This is a genomic window from Phyllobacterium sp. LjRoot231 (assembly GCF_964253365.1).
In the GTDB taxonomy this organism is placed as follows: domain Bacteria; phylum Pseudomonadota; class Alphaproteobacteria; order Rhizobiales; family Rhizobiaceae; genus Phyllobacterium.
The window spans coordinates 910561-931719 of the sequence record NZ_CAXUQT020000001.1; the positions used below are offsets into that span (position 1 = coordinate 910561).

At 57.7% G+C, this 21159-nt stretch carries 22 protein-coding genes; 15 read left to right on the top strand and 7 right to left on the bottom strand.

What is annotated here, in order from left to right; genetic code table 11:
* The first annotated feature begins 58 nt into the window (after nucleotides 1-58).
* The 4 genes from rplS to leuC all read left to right on the top strand — a co-directional run bounded on the left by rplS (nucleotide 59) and on the right by leuC (nucleotide 4027).
* On the top strand, nucleotides 59-511 hold the full coding sequence (gene rplS, locus ACSQ3H_RS04350; RefSeq protein ID WP_436115910.1) for a 50S ribosomal protein L19: 453 nt from the start codon (nucleotides 59-61) through the stop codon (nucleotides 509-511).
* A 170-nt stretch (nucleotides 512-681) separates the two neighbouring features.
* Complete coding sequence (locus tag ACSQ3H_RS04355) at nucleotides 682-1476, top strand: basic amino acid ABC transporter substrate-binding protein (protein WP_436115911.1); 795 nt, start codon at nucleotides 682-684, stop codon at nucleotides 1474-1476.
* A gap of 280 nt (nucleotides 1477-1756) precedes the next feature.
* Nucleotides 1757-2500: an amino acid ABC transporter permease gene (locus tag ACSQ3H_RS04360; RefSeq protein ID WP_436119346.1), complete on the top strand. Its 744-nt coding sequence runs from the start codon at nucleotides 1757-1759 to the stop codon at nucleotides 2498-2500.
* A gap of 117 nt (nucleotides 2501-2617) precedes the next feature.
* On the top strand, nucleotides 2618-4027 hold the full coding sequence (gene leuC, locus ACSQ3H_RS04365; protein ID WP_436115912.1) for a 3-isopropylmalate dehydratase large subunit: 1410 nt from the start codon (nucleotides 2618-2620) through the stop codon (nucleotides 4025-4027).
* 201 nt (nucleotides 4028-4228) lie between these two features.
* Here leuC and queF read toward each other — a convergent pair whose 3' ends face one another.
* The 5 genes from queF to ACSQ3H_RS04390 form a co-directional block, all read right to left on the bottom strand.
* Entirely contained in the window at nucleotides 4229-4660 is a 432-nt protein-coding gene (queF, locus tag ACSQ3H_RS04370) for a preQ(1) synthase (RefSeq protein ID WP_436119347.1), read from the bottom strand.
* 23 nt (nucleotides 4661-4683) lie between these two features.
* On the bottom strand, nucleotides 4684-5070 hold the full coding sequence (locus tag ACSQ3H_RS04375; protein WP_436115913.1) for a 6-pyruvoyl trahydropterin synthase family protein: 387 nt from the start codon (nucleotides 5068-5070) through the stop codon (nucleotides 4684-4686).
* A gap of 49 nt (nucleotides 5071-5119) precedes the next feature.
* A complete protein-coding gene (gene queE, locus ACSQ3H_RS04380; RefSeq protein WP_436115914.1) occupies nucleotides 5120-5767 on the bottom strand; it encodes a 7-carboxy-7-deazaguanine synthase in 648 nt (215 codons plus the stop codon).
* The gene (gene queC, locus ACSQ3H_RS04385) at nucleotides 5764-6474 is read right to left on the bottom strand and encodes a 7-cyano-7-deazaguanine synthase QueC (protein WP_436115915.1); all 711 of its coding nucleotides are present in this window, start codon (nucleotides 6472-6474) and stop codon (nucleotides 5764-5766) included. The genes queE and queC overlap by 4 nt, the downstream gene beginning before the upstream one ends.
* 79 nt (nucleotides 6475-6553) lie before the next feature.
* Entirely contained in the window at nucleotides 6554-6967 is a 414-nt protein-coding gene (locus ACSQ3H_RS04390; protein WP_436115916.1) for a hypothetical protein, read from the bottom strand.
* A 190-nt stretch (nucleotides 6968-7157) separates the two neighbouring features.
* On the opposite strand from ACSQ3H_RS04390, the gene ACSQ3H_RS04395 reads away from it, so the two are divergent.
* The 6 genes from ACSQ3H_RS04395 (at nucleotide 7158) to ACSQ3H_RS04420 (ending at nucleotide 11697) form a co-directional block, all read left to right on the top strand.
* Complete coding sequence (locus ACSQ3H_RS04395; RefSeq protein WP_436115917.1) at nucleotides 7158-7631, top strand: GNAT family N-acetyltransferase; 474 nt, start codon at nucleotides 7158-7160, stop codon at nucleotides 7629-7631.
* Between the two features lie 362 nt (nucleotides 7632-7993).
* Nucleotides 7994-8392 (top strand): succinate dehydrogenase, cytochrome b556 subunit, encoded by a 399-nt coding sequence (gene sdhC, locus ACSQ3H_RS04400; RefSeq protein WP_436115918.1) that lies wholly within the window; start codon nucleotides 7994-7996, stop codon nucleotides 8390-8392.
* A 17-nt stretch (nucleotides 8393-8409) separates the two neighbouring features.
* Nucleotides 8410-8793, top strand: coding sequence for a succinate dehydrogenase, hydrophobic membrane anchor protein (gene sdhD / locus ACSQ3H_RS04405; RefSeq protein ID WP_436115919.1), 384 nt, complete (start codon nucleotides 8410-8412; stop codon nucleotides 8791-8793).
* Between the two features lie 43 nt (nucleotides 8794-8836).
* Nucleotides 8837-9064, top strand: coding sequence for a hypothetical protein (locus tag ACSQ3H_RS04410; RefSeq protein WP_436115920.1), 228 nt, complete (start codon nucleotides 8837-8839; stop codon nucleotides 9062-9064).
* 2 nt (nucleotides 9065-9066) lie between these two features.
* Complete coding sequence (gene sdhA / locus ACSQ3H_RS04415) at nucleotides 9067-10899, top strand: succinate dehydrogenase flavoprotein subunit (RefSeq protein WP_436115921.1); 1833 nt, start codon at nucleotides 9067-9069, stop codon at nucleotides 10897-10899.
* An 18-nt stretch (nucleotides 10900-10917) separates the two neighbouring features.
* The gene (locus ACSQ3H_RS04420) at nucleotides 10918-11697 is read left to right on the top strand and encodes a succinate dehydrogenase iron-sulfur subunit (protein ID WP_436115922.1); all 780 of its coding nucleotides are present in this window, start codon (nucleotides 10918-10920) and stop codon (nucleotides 11695-11697) included.
* Nucleotides 11698-11917: 220 nt separating this feature from the next.
* Here ACSQ3H_RS04420 and ACSQ3H_RS04425 read toward each other — a convergent pair whose 3' ends face one another.
* Nucleotides 11918-12346, bottom strand: coding sequence for an OsmC family protein (locus ACSQ3H_RS04425; protein ID WP_436115923.1), 429 nt, complete (start codon nucleotides 12344-12346; stop codon nucleotides 11918-11920).
* A 244-nt stretch (nucleotides 12347-12590) separates the two neighbouring features.
* On the opposite strand from ACSQ3H_RS04425, the gene ACSQ3H_RS04430 reads away from it, so the two are divergent.
* Nucleotides 12591-13631, top strand: coding sequence for an aldo/keto reductase (locus ACSQ3H_RS04430; RefSeq protein ID WP_436115924.1), 1041 nt, complete (start codon nucleotides 12591-12593; stop codon nucleotides 13629-13631).
* On the opposite strand, the gene ACSQ3H_RS04435 is transcribed toward ACSQ3H_RS04430, so the two are convergent.
* Nucleotides 13628-14866: a ubiquinone biosynthesis hydroxylase gene (locus ACSQ3H_RS04435; protein WP_436115925.1), complete on the bottom strand. Its 1239-nt coding sequence runs from the start codon at nucleotides 14864-14866 to the stop codon at nucleotides 13628-13630. The genes ACSQ3H_RS04430 and ACSQ3H_RS04435 overlap by 4 nt on opposite strands.
* An 88-nt stretch (nucleotides 14867-14954) precedes the next feature.
* On the opposite strand from ACSQ3H_RS04435, the gene tesB reads away from it, so the two are divergent.
* The 4 genes from tesB (at nucleotide 14955) to ACSQ3H_RS04455 (ending at nucleotide 21112) form a co-directional block, all read left to right on the top strand.
* Nucleotides 14955-15824, top strand: coding sequence for an acyl-CoA thioesterase II (gene tesB / locus ACSQ3H_RS04440; protein WP_436115926.1), 870 nt, complete (start codon nucleotides 14955-14957; stop codon nucleotides 15822-15824).
* A gap of 255 nt (nucleotides 15825-16079) precedes the next feature.
* Nucleotides 16080-16418, top strand: a complete 339-nt coding sequence (locus tag ACSQ3H_RS04445) for a P-II family nitrogen regulator (protein ID WP_100000921.1) — start codon at nucleotides 16080-16082, stop codon at nucleotides 16416-16418.
* A 26-nt stretch (nucleotides 16419-16444) separates the two neighbouring features.
* A complete protein-coding gene (locus ACSQ3H_RS04450; RefSeq protein ID WP_436115927.1) occupies nucleotides 16445-17869 on the top strand; it encodes an ammonium transporter in 1425 nt (474 codons plus the stop codon).
* A gap of 618 nt (nucleotides 17870-18487) precedes the next feature.
* Nucleotides 18488-21112 carry a DNA translocase FtsK gene (locus ACSQ3H_RS04455; protein ID WP_436115928.1) on the top strand — a complete coding sequence of 875 codons (2625 nt, stop codon included), beginning with the start codon at nucleotides 18488-18490 and terminating at the stop codon, nucleotides 21110-21112.
* Nucleotides 21113-21159 lie beyond the last annotated feature (47 nt).

The following is a 21159-nucleotide window of genomic DNA, read 5'->3' on the forward strand; positions in this document are numbered from 1 at the left end:
GGATGCTGCATTCCAAGTGTCGAGCGCTCTGACTATTTGAAAAACAAGGATGAAGACGATGACCGTCGATATTATTCGTCAGCTCGATCTCGAACAGAGAGCAAAAATCGAAGCCAAGCGCGTGCTCCCGGATTTCCGGCCAGGCGACACCGTTCGTGTTAACGTCCGCGTGACGGAAGGTACCCGTACCCGCGTTCAGGCCTATGAAGGCGTTTGCATCGCCCGTAACGGCGCAGGCATCAATGAGAATTTCACCGTTCGCAAGATTTCCTATGGTGAAGGCGTCGAGCGCGTATTCCCGGTTATTTCTCCGCTTGTCGAAGGCGTTGATGTTATCCGCCGCGGCAAGGTGCGCCGTGCGAAGCTGTACTATCTGCGCGGCCTTACCGGCAAGGCAGCTCGTATCGTCGAGAAGAAAGACAACCGCAAGAACAAGGCAACCGTTCCTGTGACTGGCGCAGCCGAGACCGTTTCGGAAGCGACTGTTGCCAAGGCACCTGCCGCTGAATAAGCGCGGTTCACATCAGTTTTAAAAAAGGCGGTCTTTGGGCCGCCTTTTTTATTGTTCGCGCAAAATTCATTTGTCTGCACGGGCATCGGAGGAACAGAGATGCTTGCGGGGATTGACGCACCAGTGACAAGGTGAAATCTGTTTCAGGACAAGATAGACAGGGGGTTGATATGAATCTGCGGTCCGTTCTTCTGGCGGGTTTGATGCTCGCCATGACGCCATTTTCCGCTTTGGCGGCGGATCTGCCCGATCTTGGCGGCAGAAAGGTCGCCGTCGTTACGGAAAATGCCTATCCGCCTCTGCAATTCGTCGACCCGAAGACCGGCAAGCCGGTCGGCTGGGAATATGACGCCATGAACGAGATCGCCAAGCGTCTGAATTTCAAGGTCGAATATCTCAACACAAGCTGGGACGCGATGATCCAGGCCGTTTCGGACAACCAGTACCAGATCGGCATGACCGGCATCACCATCAATGACGAACGCAAGCAGAAAGTGGATTTTTCCGAACCCTACATGCGCTCGGAACAGTTCATGCTGGTGCGCGGCGACGAGAAACGCTTCACCGACCCGAAGAGTTTCGCCGATGCGAAAGATACCCTTGTCGGCGCACAGCCCGGCACCAGCAATTTCTATGTCGCCGTCTATAATGTGCTTGATGGCAACGAACAGAACCCGCGCATCAAGCTTTTCGAGACGTTCGGCGCGACAATCCAGGCGCTGAAGACCGGCGATGTCGATCTTGTCCTTACCGACAGCACGGCTGGCAAGGGCTATGTCGATGCATCGGATGGTGCCTTGAAACTGATCGGCGGACCGCTCGGCGCCGAGGATTTCGGGTTCATTTTCCCGAAGGGTTCGGATCTCGTTGCGCCGGTCAATGCGGCCATTGCTGCGCTCAAGGCTGACGGCACATTCGATGCGTTCAACAAGAAGTGGTTCCTCGACTACAAGCTCGGGCAGTAAGCAAGTGCCGCTTGTTCTTTACCCTCCCCCTTGTGGGGAGGGACGGAGCGAAGCGACGGGGAGGGGTCTTTTTTGAATATTGAAGAGTGTGCAGCCATTGCTTGGACAAGCGTAAGAGACCCCTCCCTGCTGCTCCGCAGCCTCCCTCCCCACAAGGGGGAGGGTAAGAAGTGGCGCCGTTGCAATCTGGCTTGGACGCGACAACTTGCCTGATCGCGGGAAGGAGCCGGGTTCTTCTCAACCCAAACCCGACTTTCCGTGGTGGCTGCTTGTGGCCGCAATGATTGCCGTTGCACTCGGAATCGCCATTCTCGTCAGTCCCATTTACGGGCAGGTTTTCACAACGGTCTCGCAAGGTATCTGGATAACGGTCTGGGTTTCGCTGCTGGCCTTCTTCCTCGCGTCCGCGTTCGGTCTGCTTCTCGCGGTGATGAGCCTTTCGGAATATGTGGCTGTCCGGCAGATCGCGCGGTTTTATGTCGAGATTGTACGTGGCATTCCGCTGCTCGTGCTGCTGTTCTATATCGCTTTTGTCGGCGCGCCAGCCGCTGTCTGGCTATGGAATTTCGCTACGCAACCCCTGCAGTCGGCAGGTCTTCTCGATCCACTGCAAGTTCGCGATTTCTCGCTGCTCTGGCGCGCGATCATCGCGTTGATGCTGGCCTATGCAGCCTTTCTCGCCGAAATTTTCCGTGCGGGCATACAAGCCGTGGACACGGGGCAGATCGAAGCTGCGAAGGCGCTAGGGCTCAAGCGGTTTCAGCGGTTCCGGCTGATTGTCATGCCACAGGCCATCCGCACTATTCTGCCGCCCTATGGCAATGATTTTATCTCGATGGTGAAGGATTCCTCGCTTGTCTCGGTGCTGGGCGTCGTGGACGTCACGCAGATGGGCAAGGTCTATGCCTCGGGTTCCTTCCGCTTCTTTGAAACTTATTCCGTTGTTGCCTATATATACCTCATTCTGACAATTAGCCTGTCGCTTGGGTTGCGCTGGCTGGAACGCCGTCTGAATCGCCGTTAATCCAGGAAACAGCGGCGCTTTGTCGCCGGATTATTACTTTTTTCGCTTGTTTCTTGACGTAAGTGGACCTCGAGTGCATATGTCCACGAAATAATTGGAAAGTCCGAGGATACTAAAATGTCTGCGCCACGCACACTTTATGACAAGATATGGGATGACCATCTGGTCGATAGTCAGGAGGATGGCACTTGCCTCCTTTATATCGATCGCCATCTTGTCCATGAAGTGACCAGCCCGCAGGCTTTTGAAGGACTGCGTCTCACCGGCCGCAAGGTTCGGCATCCGGAAAAGACGCTTGCCGTCGTCGATCACAACATACCGACTTCGCCGGATCGGACCAAGCGCATCGAGAATAACGAGAGCCGTATCCAGGTCGAAGCCCTTGCCAAGAACGCGCTGGATTTCGGCGTCGAATACTATTCCGAGAAAGACATCCGTCAGGGTATCGTCCACATTATCGGACCGGAACAGGGTTTTACCTTGCCGGGGATGACGATCGTCTGTGGTGACAGCCACACGTCCACGCATGGCGCTTTCGGTGCACTGGCGCATGGTATCGGCACATCGGAAGTCGAGCATGTTCTCGCGACCCAGACGCTGATCCAGTCGAAAGCCAAGAACATGCTTGTACGTGTCGACGGCGTATTGCCGGCTGGCGTGACCGCCAAGGACATCATCCTTGCCATCATCGGCGAAATCGGCACCGCAGGCGGCACCGGCTATGTTATCGAATATGCTGGCGAAGCCATTCGCGCGCTGTCGATGGAAGGCCGCATGACCATCTGCAACATGTCGATCGAAGGCGGTGCCCGCGCAGGTTTGATCGCACCGGACGAAACGACCTTCGCTTATGTGAAGGATAAGCCACGTGCACCGAAGGGCGAAGCCTGGGACATGGCGCTTGATTATTGGAAGACACTGCAGAGCGACGAAGGTGCGCATTTCGACAAGGTCGTCGTTCTGAATGCCGCCGATCTGCCGCCGATCGTATCCTGGGGCTCTTCGCCAGAGGATGTGATTGCCGTCACTGGCGCCGTGCCGAACCCGGACGAGATTCCGGACGAGACAAAGCGCTCATCGAAGTGGCGCGCGCTCGACTATATGGGGCTCAAGCCCGGCACACCGATCACCGATATCAAGCTTGATCGTGTCTTTATCGGGTCCTGCACCAATGGCCGTATCGAGGACCTGCGCGAAGTCGCCAAGGTGGTCGAGGGCCGCACGGTCGCTGAAACAGTCGATGCGATGATCGTGCCCGGTTCCGGTCTCGTCAAGCAACAGGCGGAAGCCGAAGGGCTCGACAAGATTTTCAAGGCTGCCGGTTTTGACTGGCGCGAGCCGGGCTGCTCGATGTGCCTTGCGATGAACGATGACCGTTTGAAGCCGGGCGAGCGCTGTGCCTCGACATCGAACCGCAATTTCGAGGGCCGTCAGGGCTTCAAGGGCCGCACCCATCTCGTATCGCCGGCCATGGCAGCAGCCGCGGCGATTGCCGGTCACTTCGTCGACATCCGCGAGTGGAAATAAACTAGCTCTGCCCTAGCCCTCCCCCTTGTGGGGAGGGACGGACCGCAGGTCCGGGGAGGGGGTTCCTCCTTTTTGCTAAAAGACATCGACGATCCAGGGTAAAAGCTTCAGAAGGCCCCTCCCTGCTGCTTCGCAGCCTCCCTCCCCACAAGGGGAGGGTAATGTGGGACCATTCACGCCCTATCTTCCAGCCCAGGATAATCACCGTCCGCGATATGCCGGGACACCCTGATCCGGCAGCCATAGGCCTTCCGGTGCCGGCCCGGTCTGCCAGAACACATCTATCGGAATGCCGCCGCGCGGATACCAGTAGCCGCCGATGCGCAGCCACAGCGGCTTGACCGCTTCGACAATGCGCTTGCCGATCCCGACGGTGCAATCCTCATGGAAAGCGCCGTGGTTGCGGAAACTGCCGAGAAACAGTTTAAGCGATTTGGATTCGACCAGACTCTGATCAGGCGCATAGTCGATGACCAGATGGCCGAAATCCGGCTGGCCGGTCACCGGACACAGCGAGGTGAATTCCGGGCAGGCGAAGCGCGCCAGGAAAAGCATTCCCGCTTGGGGGTTCGGGACGGCATCGAGGATAGCCTCATCTGGATGCTGCGGGATTTTGACATCCTTGCCGAGCATGGTTGATGTTTCTGCATAATGACTCATGCTGCTGTCCTTTCCATCTCGAACTCGCCCTGATACTCGCAGCCCTCGCCGCAAGTATCCCGGTAGACCCCGACCTGTGCCAAGTCGGGAAGACCCGACGCAAAATGCCGCCACAGCCACATGGCAATATTTTCAAGCGTCGGCGTTTCCAGGCCTTCGATCTCGTTAAGATAGCGGTGGTCAAGTTTCTCGTGCGCACTGTCGAAGGCGCTCTTCACTGCGCCGAGATCGGAAATCAGGCCCGTCCTGCTATCGGGTTTTCCTTCCAGGGTTACCCGCACACGGAAACTGTGTCCGTGCAGACGCGTATTGACATGCCCGTCGGGAAAGATGTGCGGCAAGTGATGCGCCGCTTCAAACGTGAATTCGTTGAAGATTCTCATGAGTGCTCCGTCAGCTCTGGCGCAATACAGGCGCCCGCTAAGGCCCGCCTCAGGGCAGGCCGATCAATTTATGTGTCTGCGTGCTCAGCCGCCAAAGCGGATGGGCGAGGCAATAGGCCGCTGCAGATGCCACATGTGCGGCGGTTTGCGCCGGATCACCGATGACGTCAAGAGGTTGCAAATAGAAATGCTCAAAGGAAAGCTGCTCGAACCGCGAAGGATGGGTCTCGCTCTCCTTTTGCGGATAGACCAGTTTGAGCTCGTTGCCACTGGTCTGGACGAGCGGTGCGGCCGCCTTGGGCGATACACAAATCCAGTCAATATTCGCCGGCGCCGCAATCGTGCCATTGGTCTCGATACCCACCTCGAAACCGCGCATGTGAAAGGCGTCGATCAGCGGTGTATCGAGTTGAAGCAAGGGCTCGCCGCCAGTGCAGATGACATAGGGTTTGCCGCCACCAGGCCACGCAGATGCCACAGCATCAGCCAGAGCGTCTGCCGTTTTGAACTTGCCGCCGCCGGGCCCATTTACACCGATGAAATCCGTATCGCAGAACTTGCAGACTGCCTCTTCGCGATCGCGCTCAAGTCCTGACCACAGGTTACAGCCGGCAAAACGCATGAATACTGCAGCGCGGCCCGTGTGGTTGCCCTCGCCTTGCAGGGTCAGATAGATTTCCTTGACCGCGTAGGTCATGCCTCTTCCGCCTTGAACTTGTGCCAGCCATTTGAACGTAATTCGCACGCCGGACAACTGCCGCAGCCATAGCCCCACTCATGCCGTTGCGAACGATCACCGAGATAGCATGTATGGGTGTGCTCGACGATCAGGTCGAGCAGAGGTTCGCCGCCAAGGTCTTGTGCGAGCGCGAAGGTCTCGGCCTTGTCGAGCCACATCAAGGGCGTTTCGATCGTTATACGGCGGTCCAGCCCAAGCGACAGCGCCACCTGCTGGGCCTTCAGGGTGTCATCGCGGCAGTCGGGGTAACCGGAATAATCGGTTTCGCACATGCCGCCGACAATAACCCGCAGGCCGCGACGATAGGCAAGTGCACCTGCGAGCGTAAAGAACAGCAGATTGCGACCGGGCACGAAGGTGTTGGGCAAGCCGTTCTCGGCCATTTCGATAGCGATGTTTTGCGTCATGGCTGTAGATCCAAGTTGGCCGATAATGCTTGCATCCAGCAAATGATCATCACCGAGCCGTTCTGCCCAATCCGGAAACTTTTCGGCAAGGGCGCCACGGAATTCGCCGCGCACCTCAAGCTCGATCCGGTGCCGCTGGCCATAGTCGAAACCAACCGTTTCAACGCGGTCGAAGCGGGATAGTGCCCAGGCGAGACAAGTTGCAGAATCCTGCCCGCCGGAAAACAGGACGAGTGCGCCGTCGGAGCTGCGAGCCATAATTACTACCTCTTCGATGAAGCGGCCCCCTTACAGGGCGCGGGTCACCGAGGCAAATCAAATCTCCGATTGGTCGGTGCTACTCGCAGCCGGGGTGGCCGATAACCGGCGTTTCATTGCGGTCGACCCCATACATGTAACTGCGCCCCTGAATGAGAAAAGGACTGTTGCAACCCGTATTGGGTGCCGGGACAACGCCAAGGACGACCGGATCGCTCACCGCATAGATCACCGATGGTCCCTTGCCACGCTTGTAGACCGGAACCTCACGCCTGATCTTGCGCCCGATGACATCGGATTTTGCCGCCGCACCGCCGACGAAGATAATCTTGGACCCGCCCGCTTCATAATAGACGATGTTGCCGTACTCATCGCCAAAGGAGTTGCTGGCATTGATCCTGTTGTCTGCGAAAGCCGGGGCAGCCAAACCGATCGAGAGCACCGCCGAAGCAATAACCGGCCACTTGGAAAAGGCAGTTTTCTTAGCCGGCATGACGCGTTCCCTTTAACGATCGAACTGTTCTTCGAACAGATTAACCTTTTATTAACAATTGTCATCCGCCCAAAACCTAATCAAATCGATTTTCATCCGGGCCGCAGGTTGACGGGCGCGCCACAATCAACCAATCCTCGGATGTATAAGAACACCTCTCTCAGGCAGTCACAAAGGGACGGATGCGACCATGACCAAGAAAACCGCAGATGAGCACGCCATCGACATTTCCTTGCTGCATCTCAGCCATGCCCATGAGTTTGCGCCTCTCCTTGCCAGTTACGCTCAGGCGTTGAAGCGGGGCGCACCGCGCCGTCCGGACGATTATTACGCGGAGAACCTGTTGCGGGATCGCGCGGCGGAAATCGCAGGGGCGCGGCTCGACGGCGTTCTTGTCGGCTTCGTCATTTTCTACGATCTTCCGGAGCCGGTTTCCGGCATGCGTGCCGGTCAGGTCGATCATATCTATGTGCATCATGATCATCGCGGCAAGGGCATCGCCAAGGCACTGATCGACGTGCTCGCCGACAAGGCGGAAGAGCGCGGCTGGACCAAGCTCTCGCTCAATGCGCCGCGTGTTCCCGAAGACGGCCGCAAGCTCTACGAACAGGTCGCGGCGCCCGCTGACTGGACCAGTTTCATCATACGCTTCGGCAATCAATAATCCGGATCAACTCCGGGTTGTTATCGCATGATGCAATATCCTGCGAACGACCCGTCGCGTCGCGTACGACTATCGTATAAATTCCCGCTTCGAACCTCGCTATTCGAGACTCACGCGATTTATTTTTGCGGGGCACGCGTGCCAGATTTGGCCACTGAAACAGGCGTTTTTACCGCTTTAAACGATTGAATTTTAAGCAAAAACCTTATTGACTTGCTATTCAAGCCAATTCGCCGCATGAGGGTGCGGAATGGGGCTTTGACGCAGTGCAAAAACCGGATTAAAACCCCTCTAAATTGCCTCTATCCAGCCTTTTCGGCCCTGCCCGCCAGCCCAGGCGAGCGCTTATCATTGGGGACGCTATGAGCAAGACAAATTTGCATGCAAACCGGCCGTTGTCGCCGCATTTGCAAATCTACAAGCCAATTCCAACCATGGTCATGTCCATCGTCCACCGCATCACCGGTTCGGCACTCTATGTCGGCACGTTGCTGGTCGCATGGTGGCTGATCGCGGCGGCGACAAATGAAGAATACTTCAATTTCGTTAGTGCGATTTATGGTTCGTGGATCGGGCTTCTGGTCCTGCTTGGTTACACCTGGGCGCTCATCCACCACATGATCGGCGGCATACGTCACCTGATCTGGGACACCGGCCGGGGCCTTGAAAAGGACACGACCACGAAGATGGCCTGGGGTTCACTCATTCTCTCAGTCGCATTGACGATCCTGGTCTGGATCGCCGCATTCACGATAGCCTAGGTAAAGGAGGCGGAACGATGAGCGACATGCGCACGCCGCTTAAGAAGGTTCGCGGACTTGGCTCCGCGAAAGAAGGCACAGAGCATTTCTGGCGTCAGCGGCTGACGGCCGTCGCCAATATTCCGCTGCTTCTGTTTTTCATCGGGCTGATCCTGTCATTGCATGGCGCGGGCTATGCTGAGACAAGGGCCGCCCTGTCGCACCCGCTGACTGCGCTGGTGCTGTTGATGGTGATCATCTCCGGTCTCTATCATATGCGCCTCGGCATGCAGGTTATCATTGAAGATTATGTACACGGCGAAGGCGCGAAGGTCGTGCTTTTGATGCTCAATACTTTCTTCGCCCTTGGCGTCGGTATTGTCTGCATCTTTGCGATCCTCAAGCTGAGCTTCGGAGGCTAGAGCCTTTGCCGATCATATTGACCTATTCTGACGGAGGCATGTTGTGACAAGATCAAGCAAAGACAGGAAGACCCGCACTTTGCGTGCGGGCGAGTGGCTTTGCGCCGATATTGGCCCAACAGGACCCGTCCCTTCGGGTTTCCGGCTGACGGACACCCACTTTGTCAGGCGACTTCGTCCGATGAACCACATCGACCTCGCCACCATCCGCGTGGATTGTCTCGTCAGCCGAGAAACAGAATACGGCCAATATGGCCGGCAAAGGCTCTAATCATGGCACCAACAGATAAGACGGGCGGCAAGGCCTACACATTCGTGGATCACAAATTCGATGTGGTCGTTGTCGGCGCGGGTGGCGCTGGCCTGCGCGCAACGCTCGGCATGGCGGAGCAAGGCTTGAAGACAGCCTGCATCACCAAGGTTTTCCCGACCCGCTCGCATACGGTGGCGGCGCAGGGCGGCATTGCTGCCTCGCTCAGCAATATGGGTCCCGATTCGTGGCAGTGGCATATGTATGACACCGTCAAGGGGTCCGACTGGCTTGGCGATACGGACGCCATGGAATATCTGGTGCGGGAAGCGCCGGCCGCCGTCTATGAGCTTGAACATTATGGTGTGCCGTTTTCGCGTACCGAAGAGGGCAAGATCTATCAGCGCCCGTTCGGCGGTCACATGATGAACTACGGCGATGGCCCGCCCGTGCAGCGCACCTGCGCCGCGGCCGACCGTACCGGCCACGCCATCCTGCATACACTTTATGGCCAGAGCCTGCGCCACAATGCGCAGTTCTTCATCGAATATTTCGCGCTCGATCTCATTCAGGATGAAGAGGGCACGATCACCGGCGTTGTCGCGTGGAATCTCGATGACGGCACAATCCATCGCTTTGCCGCCAAGATGGTGGTCATGGCAACGGGCGGCTATGGCCGTTCCTATTTTTCCGCAACCTCGGCGCATACATGCACCGGCGATGGCGGCGGCATGGTTGCGCGCACCGGCTTGCCCTTGCAGGACATGGAATTCGTGCAGTTCCATCCAACCGGCATTTACGGCGCCGGCTGCCTCATCACTGAAGGGGCGCGCGGCGAGGGCGGCTATCTGGTCAACTCCGAAGGCGAGCGCTTCATGGAGCGTTATGCGCCTTCCGCCAAGGATCTGGCGTCGCGCGACGTGGTTTCACGCTGCATGACGCTGGAGATCCGCGAAGGGCGCGGTGTCGGCAAGAACAAGGACCATATCTTCCTGCATCTCGATCATCTCGATCCGGCTGTCCTGCACGAGCGCCTGCCCGGTATTTCGGAATCGGCGAAGATTTTTGCTGGCGTTGACCTCACCAAGGAACCGATCCCGGTTATACCGACGGTCCATTACAATATGGGCGGCATTCCGACCAATTATTGGGGCGAAGCGCTCAATCCGACCGCCGAGAATCCTGATCGCATCCAACCCGGTCTGATGGCCGTGGGCGAAGCGGGCTGCGCCTCGGTGCATGGCGCCAATCGTCTCGGCTCCAATTCGCTGATCGACCTCGTGGTGTTCGGCCGGGCAGCTGCGATCCGCGCCGGTCAGGTGATCGACCGCAACGCCAAGATCCCGGACATCAACGAAGCTTCTGTGACGAAGATCATGGATCGCTTCGACCGTCTGCGTCATGCCGATGGCGGCACGCCAACCGCTGCGTTGCGCGAAAAGATGCAGAAAACCATGCAGGAAGACGCCGCGGTGTTCCGCACCTCGGAATCGCTGAAGTCCGGCGTTCACCGTATGGAGCAGATCTGGAGCGAACTGCCCGACCTCAAGGTCACCGACCGGTCGATGATCTGGAACTCCGATCTGGTGGAAACGCTGGAACTCGAAAACCTCATGGCCAATGCCATCACCACGGTCGTTGCCGCCGAAGCGCGCAAGGAAAGCCGCGGCGCCCACGCGCACGAGGATTTCCCCAATCGCGATGACGTCAACTGGCGCAAGCACAGCCTTGCCTGGCTGGCTCCGGATGGCAAGGTCACGCTCGGCTATCGTCCTGTTCACCTTGAGCCGCTGCTCAAGGAAGAGGACGGCGGCATCAGCCTCGCCAAGATCGCGCCTAAAGCGCGCGTTTATTGATCAGGGAACCAGGATATCATGGTTGAACTTGCACTTCCCAAGAACTCGCAGATGCGTCCCGGCAAGACCTGGGCCCGCCCGCAGGGTGCCAACAATCTGCGCGAGTACCGAATTTACCGCTGGTCGCCGGACGATGGCGAAAATCCGCGCATCGACACCTATTATGTCGATCTCGACGATTGCGGCCCGATGGTTCTCGATGGCTTGCTGTGGATCAAGAACAAGATCGATCCGACGTTGACTCTGCGCCGCTCCTGCCGCGAAGGCATTTGCGGTTCATGCGCGATGAATATCGATGGCACCAACACGCTTGCCTGCACCAAGGGCATGGACGAGATCAAGGGCGCGGTGAAGATTTATCCGCTGCCGCATCTGCCGGTGGTCAAGGATCTCGTGCCGGACTTGTCGAATTTCTACGCCCAGCATCGTTCGATCGAACCATGGCTGAAGACGGTTTCGCCTGAACCGGCCAAGGAATGGCTGCAGAGCCATGAGGACCGCGCCAAGCTGGACGGCCTTTACGAGTGCATCCTGTGTGCCTGTTGCTCGACGTCCTGCCCGAGCTACTGGTGGAATGGCGATCGCTACCTCGGCCCTGCTGTTCTCCTGCAGGCCTATCGCTGGCTGATCGACAGCCGCGACGAGGCGACCGGCGAGCGCCTGGATAATCTGGAAGACCCCTTCCGGCTCTACCGCTGCCACACGATCATGAATTGTGCGCAGACTTGCCCGAAGGGTCTGAACCCCGCCAAGGCAATCGCCGAAATCAAGAAGATGATGGTCGAACGGCGGGTTTGATCTGCTTGCTTGCAGCGTCGTTGTGCGAGGTTCGACAAGCTCACCATGAGGGAGGTTGTTGTGCTGCAAGCTGCAACGATTGTCACCTGCGCTCCAGAACTTGGCTCTCTTCAATCCACTCACCTCCCTCATGGTGAGCTTGTCGAACCACGCACAGGAGCGACGCAAATGAAACGGGCGCCATCGCGCCCGTTTTGATTCAATTACTAACCTTCAAGGATCAAACCAACTTCGCATCCAGCGTGACTTCAATCGCACCGAGCGCTTTTGATACGGGGCAATTGGCCTTGGCTTTGGTGGCCAACTCGCTGAAAGTCGCCGCATCTATACCCGGAACATTGCCGACCAATGTCAGCGCGCTCTTGGTGATTGCGCCTTTGGCCGGATCAAGCGTCACGACTGCCTTGGCCTCGAGCTTTTCCGCTGGCGTGCCATTGTCCGCGAGGAAATGCGAAAGCTGCATGGCGAAGCAACCCGCATGGGCCGCGCCGAGCAATTCCTCGGGGTTGGTTCCAGAGGTGCCGCTTGCGTCCTCGAAACGGGCCTTGAAATTATAGGGAAGACCTTTCAGCGCGCCGCTTTGGGTGTCGAGCGTGCCTTGGCCATCTTTCAGCGCGCCTTTCCAGATTGCTGTTGCTTGTCTGTCCATTTTCGTCTCCCTCGTGGTTGAAATATCGAGCCGGCTGGCCATCGATAAGAGCATAACGCGCCGAGCATAGTGCAGTTCCGAGACAGATGCATGTCGGGAATTTTGCCCAACCTCCGGTTACAAAAGACAATCCCTTATTGATGAAATCCGGCGATCAGGCTAAAAAACAATTCCCTTGCGGAAGGGTCTCCCAAGCTTCCGCCCAGACTATTTCAATCCTCATCGCCAGAACTGGAATCAACTCGTGAAACTGAAGAAACTCGGCAGGACCGATATCGACGTTACCGAAATCTGCCTCGGCACCATGACCTGGGGTGTGCAGAACACCGAAGCCGATGCACACAGCCAGATCGACTATGCGCTGGATGCGGGCATCAATTTCATGGATACGGCGGAGGTCTATGCAATTCCGTCGAGCGCGGACACCTACGGCAAGACCGAAAGCTATATCGGGACGTGGTTCAAGAAAACCGGCAAGCGCGACAAGTTCGTGCTGGCGTCGAAGATTTCCGGCGGCGGAAACAGCTGGATCCGCAATGGGACCCGCCCCGATCGCAAGACGGTGCGTGAAGCCGTGGAAGGCAGTCTGAAGCGCCTGCAGACCGATTATATCGACCTCTATCAGATTCACTATGCCGCCCGCGGTCATTATCATTTCGGCTCCGCATGGCAGTATGCGCCGCAAAATCAGGACAAGTCGCAGGTCGTCGCACAGATCGAAGAGGCTTTGCACGGGCTTGGCGATATGGTCAAGGAAGGCAAGATCCGCCACATCGGTCTTTCCAACGAGACGGCCTGGGGCATCGGTCAATGGCTGAAGCTTTCAGAGCGCGATGACCTGCCCCGCGTTGCTTCGGTGCAGAACGAATACAGCCTGATCCAGCGCGTATTCGATCTCGATCTTGCCGAGCTTAGCCATCACGAGGATGTCGGCCTTCTCGCCTATTCCTCATTGGCCTCCGGTGTGCTGACCGGCAAATATCTCGATGGGAAAATGCCGGCGGGCACGCGCGGCGCCATTCAGCCGGGTGGCCTCTGGCGCAACAATGAATACTCCGCGCCTGCAGTGAAGGCCTATATTGATCTTGCCCGCAAGCATGGTCTCGATGTGGCGCAGATGGCGATTGCCTTTGCACTGACGCGGCCGTTCCTGACCTCGGTCATTATCGGCGCCACATCGATGGAACAGTTGAAGACTGATATCTGGGCAAGCCAGATCACGCTGTCGCCAGAACTCCTCAAGGAAATCGACGCGATCTACCGCAAGTATCCGCGCCCGCTCTAAATCGGTTGGCCCTGCAGCAATTTCGGCGCTGTCGTCGACAATCCCGCGGCCTGGCGGATGAAAAATCCCTTGAGCCGCGGCATCCGCTCGACAAGGCCGAGACCGAAATCGCGCAGCGCGCGCACCGGCAAATTGTCGTTGGAGAACAGCCGGTTCAAAACGTCCGTGGTGACACCCATCTGCACCGTGTCGAAGCGGCGCCAGATCTGGTAGCGCTCGAGTACGGCCATTGATCCGATATCGAGCCCGAGCCGATCGGCATCGACGATGGTTTCCGCCAAAGCTGCCGCATCCTTGAAGCCGAGATTGAGACCTTGTCCAGCAATCGGGTGGATGCCATGCGCCGCGTCGCCAACCAGCGCGAAACGCGGCTTGATGAAGTCACGCGCCAGGGTAAGTCCCAGCGGAAACGATTTGCGCGCGCCTTCGACGTGAAGTTCACCGAGCTTCAGGCCGAAACGTTGTTCGAGCTCGGCTTCGAAAACGAAATCGTCTTCCTTGATCAGCCGCTCCGCATCAGCGGTTCGTTCGGTCCAGACCAGGGAAGAGCGGTTGCCCTTGAGCGGCAGCACCGCAAAGGGTCCGGCTGGGAGGAAATGTTCCTCGGCCCGGCCATGATGCGGGCGCTCGTGCGCGACGGTGCAGACGATGCCGGACTGGCCATATTCCCAGTTGACGGTCTTGATCCCTGCCATCTCACGCAGGCGCGACTTGACGCCGTCGGCCGCGACCAGCAGGCGGGTTCGCAGACTCTTATTGTCCGCGTAGTGCACCGTCAGATGTGCCTCGCCGTGTTCGAAGCCGCTCACGGATGCGCCTTCGATGAAGCTTACCCCAAGCTCTTCGGCCTTGGCGCGCAGGGATGCATTGAGCACCCTGTTCTCCACCATATGCGCGAAGGGTTCGCCGGGCTCGACCTCCCCGTTGAAGGTGAGGAATACGGGCCGCACGGGATCGGAAGTGCGCGAATCGGTGACAATCATCTCGGTGATGGGTTGGGCTTCGGGCAGGATCGCATCCCAGCATCCGAGCCGATCGAGCATGCGGCTTGCTGCGGCGGCGATCGCCGAGGCGCGCGTATCGTTACGCCAGACGCCGGCGGGCGCCGCGTCGATAACGGTGACGGAGAGGTGCGGCGCCGATGATTTCAGCGCGACAGCCGTCGCGAGCCCGACATAGCCTGCGCCGGCGATAATGATATCGGTATTTTGTTGAGAGGGACTTCGTTCAACCATGTTTGCCTCCGGGTACCCTTATGCGGCGCTTGACTTGTGCCTCTGTTCCTGTTGCAAGCGTTGAACGCGCGAACGGGAGACGCCGATCATGTCTGACGCCATGAATGAGCTTTTGTCCATACTCGACCTTGAAACGCTTGAACACAACCTGTTTCGAGGTCGCAGTCCCCAGTCCGGCTGGCAGCGCGTCTTCGGCGGGCAGGTGATCGGCCAGGCATTGGTCGCAGCGCAGCGCACCGTCGATCCCCTACGGCATGTGCATTCGCTACATGGCTATTTCATGCGGGGCGGCGATCCGAAAGTGCCGATCATTTACGAAGTCGACCGCATTCGCGACGGCTCGAGCTTCACCACGCGGCGTGTCGTCGGCATCCAGCATGGTCACGCGATCTTTTCGCTGGAAGCATCGTTCCAGATCGAGGAGGCGGGGCTCGAACACCAGAAGCCGAAACCGCTCGACGTCACCGAACCGGAGCAACTGATCAGCGACAGGGACTTGAAAGAGCAATATTTGCAAAATGCACCCGGCGCTATCCGCAAATACTGGGAGCAGGACCGGCCGATCGAGATGAAGCCGCTGTCTCTCACCCACTATTTTTCCCGCGAGAAGCTGCCGCCGGAGCAGAACGTCTGGATCAAGACCACAGGTCCCGTGCCGGATGACCGCGCCGTTCAGGCGGCGGTGCTGGCCTATCTTTCGGACATGACGCTGCTCGACACCTCACTCTATGCGCATGGAAGGTCAATTTTTGACCGGGACCTGCAAGTCGCGAGTCTCGACCATGCCATGTGGTTTCATCGGCCGTGCCGCTTCGACGATTGGCTGCTTTACACGGCAGACAGCCCCAGCACCTCCGGCGCCCGGGGCTTCAATCGTGGCGCACTTTATAGCCGCGACGGCACGTTGATTGCCTCCACAGCCCAGGAAGGCCTAATTCGTGTGCATCCTATGCAGTGACGTTTAACACATTCTTCACATTTGCCTAATTTTTATGCATGTTGCTGCGCATTGCCTCATCACGTCTCATATCGTTAAAAATATCTATTTGTAATCAATAGCTTGGCATTATATTGCGATTCTGGCACGGAACTTGAATACTCTTTAGCAGTCACCGATGGCCACAAGCGGCTTTAGGCGATGGGTTCAACGCGGATTGCTGCCTTTCGAGTAATTCCACCTGAAGGGTGCCGCGCTAGCGCAGGGGTATAGTCAATGAAAATTGTGATGGCCATCATCAAGCCGTTCAAGCTGGACGAAGTGCGTGAAGCACTCACCGCTGTCGGCATCCAGGGCCTGACCGTCACCGAGGTGAAAGGTTATGGACGCCAGAAGGGACACACCGAGATTTATCGCGGCGCGGAATATGCCGTCAGCTTCCTTCCCAAATTGAAGGTAGAAGTCGCGGTCGCATCCGAACTCGTCGACACCGCCGTTGAAGCCATCACCACGGCTGCCAAGACCGGTCAGATCGGTGACGGAAAGATATTCGTTCTCAGCATCGAACAGGCCGTCCGTATCCGCACGGGCGAGACCGACACCGACGCGCTGTGAGTTATTTGGGGTTCAAGGAGACAGTAATGAAAATTCCAACCAGTCTGACATCTGCGGCGCGCAGCACCCTTCTCGGGTCGCTGGCACTGGTCGCTATCGGTACGCTGGCCGCTTTCGCTCAGGAGGCCGCGCCAGCAGCTCCCGCCGCCGCAGCGCCAGCCTTTACGGTTAATAAGGGTGATACAACCTGGATGATGATCTCAACGGTGCTTGTGCTGTTGATGACCATTCCCGGCCTTGCACTCTTCTATGGCGGCCTCGTTCGCTCAAAGAACATGCTCTCGGTTCTCATGCAGGTCTTTACCATTACGGCTGTCGTGATGCTGATCTGGGTGTTCTACGGCTACAGCCTGGCGTTCACCTCCGGCAATCCCTTCGTCGGTGGCCTGTCCAAGGCGTTCTTGCACGGCGTCGACGTGACGACGATGTCCGAAACCTTCTCGAAGGGCGTCGCCATACCCGAGCTCGTCTACGTCGTCTTCCAGATGACCTTCGCTTGCATCACACCCGCGCTGATCGTCGGGGCCTTCGCCGAGCGCGTCAAGTTCCCGGCAGTCATCCTGTTCGTCATTCTCTGGGTTACCTTCGTCTACTTCCCGATCGCTCACATGGTCTGGTTCTGGGGCGGCCCAAGCGCCTATTCCGATCCATCGGGTCTGATCTTCGGCTTCGGTGCGATCGACTTCGCCGGTGGTACGGTCGTTCACATCAATGCGGGTATTGCCGGTCTCGTCGGCGCCCTGATGATCGGCAAACGTGTCGGCTACAAGAAAGACATCATGGCGCCACACTCCATGACAATGACGATGGTCGGTGCTTCCCTGCTGTGGGTCGGCTGGTTCGGTTTCAATGCGGGCTCCAACCTTGAAGCCAATGCCTATGCCGGTCTTGCCATGATCAACACCTTCGTCGCCACAGCTGCCGCTGCGGTGATGTGGATCATCCTTGAATCTTTCCTGCGCGGAAAGGCCTCCATGCTCGGTGCGGTATCGGGTGCGGTTGCGGGTCTGGTTGCCATTACCCCGGCTGCCGGTTTCGTTGGTCCGATGGGCGCCATCGTGCTCGGCGCGGTCGTTACTTTCATCTGCTACTTCTTCGTCGCTGTGGTGAAGAATACATTCGACTATGATGACAGCCTCGATGTTTTCGGCATCCATTGCGTCGGCGGGATTATCGGTGCTCTCGGCACAGGTATCCTGGTCAATCCGGCCTTGGGTGGCGCTGGCATCGTCGATTACTCGACGGCCGACTTCGCTGCCAGCTATGCGGGTACGGCGACCCAGGTCTGGGCGCAGTTCAAGGGCGTGGTGATTACGTTGCTCTGGTCCGGTATTGGCAGCGCGATCCTTTACAAGATCGTCGATCTGGTCGTCGGCCTGCGTGCATCGCCCGAATCCGAGCGTGAAGGTCTCGACCTCACCTCGCATGGTGAAGCTGCCTATCACAGCTGATAGAATAACCTTTGAAAGAACGAAAAGGGCCCGGTTTTCCGGGCCCTTTTTCGTGAATGGACCAGCAGCAACTTTGCGCCAAAAGCGACGCGCTTGTGATTTTTGGGGAAAGAGCTAACTCCTGGAAAATGCGAGCATTCCTTTATGGATCGTTAGTATTGTTTCGCGGAGACGTAACATGACGCTAACAGCCAAAGAACAAGACAAACTTGCGACCCAAATCTGTTCAGAGTTGACTCCGACGCTTCGACGACCGCTAAGCGAGGCTTTGTTTGGATTGTTGGCAATTCGACAAAAGCCACTGCCTTGGTACCACAAAGTGGCAAAGGCACTTTGACTCTATTTGGGTCAACCTATTCGGGTATACCGCCAAAAAATAACCTATCGGTTATAAAACACAAACGGGATTGATAATTTAAAGGTTATAAAACGGGCACGAGTACAACCATTAGAGAAATTGCGGAGCATAACTTTTCCATTCCGTTCCCGCTAAATACCTCGTCTGGTCCTTCCATGGTTAATGGCCCCTTAACCATCCGCGCCGTAACGTCAGAATCAACTCTCGAACTTGCGGCTGGTCGCAGCCGTTTTGTATGCGTTCACGCGGGACCGGATTTCATGCGTCAAGGATACTCATCCTCCTATGCCATTGAAGATCAGCGAACCGGGTTATCCACCCTGTTCCGCAGGCAGATACATATCCTCTGGGGGCTGGGGCTTATCGGCTTCGTGGCCTTTGCCATCGGCAGTCTCGCCACCTGGAACGTGCTCGATCCGAGCTTCAGTCACGCCACGTCGAATCCGACGCACAATGCACTCGGCTATCCTGGCGCGGTTTTCGCCGATCTTGCCATGCAGTTTTTTGGTCTTTCCATGGTCGTAGCACTGATGCCGGCGCTTTTCTGGGGCGGGCTTTTCCTCACAGGACGCGGCGTCGACCGCATGCCGCGTCGCATCACCGCCTGGCTTTGCGCCTCGCTTCTGGCCGCGGCAATGGCCGGCTGCTTCGCTATACCCGAAAGCTGGCCTATGCCTATCGGTCTCGGCGGTGTCTTCGGGGATATGGTCCTCAAGATCCCCGGCATCTTTATTGGAACATTCCCGCGTGGTGGTCTTGCCATGATCATGGTTGCCGCCCTGGCCATCCCAACTCTTTGGATTTTTGGCTTTGCCAGCGGCATCACCTATCGTGACAGCGAACCGGCTGTCGCCAAGAAGTCCACGCGCCATGTCGCCGAGGATGATTACGACGATGAGGATGATGATGACGAGCGTGAGGGCGGCGGCCTGCTCGCTCTCGGCGCGTTGACCCATTGGTTCCTGAGCACAAAGGCCCTGTTCCGTCGGGTTTCAGGTCGTAGCGCCGGGCTCTATAACAGTGCACGCAGTATCGGCACGCGCCATGACGGCGATTTCCTTGACGTTCCGGTTTCGCGTCAGAAAAACGGCCAGACTGATGGACGGCGCGAGCCTGGCTTCCATGACGAGGCGCCGCATGTCGAAGCCCCTTCGATCGATATCGGTAATGATGATTTCGACGACCGCTTCGATCCGGTTGCCTTCAGTGATGATGAGGATATCGACGATTGGGCACCGCAATCAGCCCCGGCCAGACCGACCGCAATCCCGAACAGGCCTGTCGCCGCACGCATCGATACACCGGCACCTGCACCACGGGCCGGCGCGCGCGTCCAGCGCGAGGCACAGGCGTCGTTGATCAAATCCGACGAATATGAGATGCCATCGTTGCATTTCCTGAGTGAGCCAAAGAATGTCGTCCGCAATCCGGGCCTTTCCAAGGAAGCGCTGGAGCAGAACGCACGGTTGCTGGAAGGGGTGCTTGAAGATTTCGGCGTGCGCGGTGAAATCATCCATGTACGTCCGGGTCCGGTCGTGACGCTCTATGAACTGGAGCCAGCGCCGGGTATCAAATCGTCGCGGGTCATCACTCTTGCTGATGATATCGCCCGCTCGATGAGCGCGATTGCAGCACGTGTCGCCGTGGTCCCCGGTCGCAATGCCATCGGTATCGAGTTGCCGAACCAGACCCGCGAGATGGTCTATCTGCGCGAACTTCTGGCAAGCCGCGACTTCGAGCAGACAAAGACCAAGTTGGCACTCGCGCTCGGCAAGACGATCAACGGCGAGGCGGTTATCGCCGACCTTGCGAAAATGCCGCATCTGTTGGTCGCGGGAACGACGGGCTCGGGTAAATCCGTGGCTATCAACACGATGATCCTGTCGCTGCTCTACCGGATGACGCCGGAGCAGTGCCGCCTGATCATGATTGATCCGAAGATGCTGGAATTGTCCATTTACGATGGCATTCCGCATCTGTTGACCCCGGTTGTCACCGATCCGAAAAAGGCGGTCGTCGCGCTGAAGTGGACGGTCAAGGAGATGGAAGACCGCTACCGCAAGATGTCGAAAGTCGGCGTGCGCAATATTGACGGTTTCAACCAGCGCGTCGAGCAGGCGCACAAGAAGGGCGAGCGCATTGCCCGGACGGTGCAGACCGGTTTCGACCGCGCGACCGGCGAAGCGGTCTATGAGACCGAAGAGCTCGACCTGAAACCAATGCCCTATATCGTCGTCATCATCGACGAAATGGCTGACCTGATGATGGTTGCCGGCAAGGACATTGAAGGTGCGGTGCAACGGCTGGCGCAGATGGCGCGTGCCGCTGGCATCCACGTGATCATGGCGACGCAGCGCCCATCGGTGGATGTCATTACCGGCACGATCAAGGCGAATTTCCCGACGCGTATTTCTTTCCAGGTTACGTCCAAGATCGATTCGCGGACGATCCTTGGCGAGCAGGGCGGCGAGCAGCTGCTCGGCATGGGCGATATGCTCTACATGGCAGGTGGCGGCCGCATTCAACGCGTGCATGGACCATTTGTTGGCGACGACGAGGTGGAAAAAATCGTCCAGCATCTGAAATTGCAGGGCGTTCCGGAATACCTCGATTCCATCACCGAAGAGGATGACGAGGATGAGGGCGGTGGCGGGCCGTCGGGTACGTCGAATCTCGAAGACTCGGATGATCCCTACGATCAGGCAGTTGCTGTCGTGCTGCGCGACAAGAAAGCTTCGACCAGTTATATCCAGCGCCGTCTTGGTATCGGTTATAATCGCGCCGCGTCGATCATCGAACGCATGGAACAGGAAGGGCTTGTCGGCCCTGCCAATCACGCGGGCAAACGCGAGATCCTCGTGCCGACACAGGATGACGAGTTTTAGCCGTGACGTAACGATTTTGCAGGCCGTTATGGAACAATACGGGACGG

Excerpts from the sequence above, each read along its gene's own strand:
- sdhD (WP_436115919.1), top strand. The coding sequence starts at position 8,410 with ATGAGCGACATGCGCACGCCGCTTAAGAAGGTTCGCGGACTTGGCTCC.
- queF (WP_436119347.1), bottom strand. The coding sequence starts at position 4,660 with ATGCTCGGCAAGGATGTCAAAATCCCGCAGCATCCAGATGAGGCTATC.
- leuC (WP_436115912.1), top strand. The coding sequence starts at position 2,618 with ATGTCTGCGCCACGCACACTTTATGACAAGATATGGGATGACCATCTG.
- queC (WP_436115915.1), bottom strand. The coding sequence starts at position 6,474 with ATGGCTCGCAGCTCCGACGGCGCACTCGTCCTGTTTTCCGGCGGGCAG.
- sdhC (WP_436115918.1), top strand. The coding sequence starts at position 7,994 with ATGAGCAAGACAAATTTGCATGCAAACCGGCCGTTGTCGCCGCATTTG.
- ACSQ3H_RS04450 (WP_436115927.1), top strand. The coding sequence starts at position 16,445 with ATGAAAATTCCAACCAGTCTGACATCTGCGGCGCGCAGCACCCTTCTC.
- ACSQ3H_RS04435 (WP_436115925.1), bottom strand. The coding sequence starts at position 14,866 with ATGGTTGAACGAAGTCCCTCTCAACAAAATACCGATATCATTATCGCC.
- ACSQ3H_RS04445 (WP_100000921.1), top strand. The coding sequence starts at position 16,080 with ATGAAAATTGTGATGGCCATCATCAAGCCGTTCAAGCTGGACGAAGTG.
- sdhA (WP_436115921.1), top strand. The coding sequence starts at position 9,067 with ATGGCACCAACAGATAAGACGGGCGGCAAGGCCTACACATTCGTGGAT.
- ACSQ3H_RS04355 (WP_436115911.1), top strand. The coding sequence starts at position 682 with ATGAATCTGCGGTCCGTTCTTCTGGCGGGTTTGATGCTCGCCATGACG.
- ACSQ3H_RS04375 (WP_436115913.1), bottom strand. The coding sequence starts at position 5,070 with ATGAGAATCTTCAACGAATTCACGTTTGAAGCGGCGCATCACTTGCCG.
- queE (WP_436115914.1), bottom strand. The coding sequence starts at position 5,767 with ATGACCTACGCGGTCAAGGAAATCTATCTGACCCTGCAAGGCGAGGGC.
- rplS (WP_436115910.1), top strand. The coding sequence starts at position 59 with ATGACCGTCGATATTATTCGTCAGCTCGATCTCGAACAGAGAGCAAAA.
- ACSQ3H_RS04455 (WP_436115928.1), top strand. The coding sequence starts at position 18,488 with ATGCGTCAAGGATACTCATCCTCCTATGCCATTGAAGATCAGCGAACC.
- ACSQ3H_RS04420 (WP_436115922.1), top strand. The coding sequence starts at position 10,918 with ATGGTTGAACTTGCACTTCCCAAGAACTCGCAGATGCGTCCCGGCAAG.
- ACSQ3H_RS04395 (WP_436115917.1), top strand. The coding sequence starts at position 7,158 with ATGACCAAGAAAACCGCAGATGAGCACGCCATCGACATTTCCTTGCTG.
- ACSQ3H_RS04425 (WP_436115923.1), bottom strand. The coding sequence starts at position 12,346 with ATGGACAGACAAGCAACAGCAATCTGGAAAGGCGCGCTGAAAGATGGC.
- ACSQ3H_RS04360 (WP_436119346.1), top strand. The coding sequence starts at position 1,757 with ATGATTGCCGTTGCACTCGGAATCGCCATTCTCGTCAGTCCCATTTAC.
- tesB (WP_436115926.1), top strand. The coding sequence starts at position 14,955 with ATGTCTGACGCCATGAATGAGCTTTTGTCCATACTCGACCTTGAAACG.
- ACSQ3H_RS04390 (WP_436115916.1), bottom strand. The coding sequence starts at position 6,967 with ATGCCGGCTAAGAAAACTGCCTTTTCCAAGTGGCCGGTTATTGCTTCG.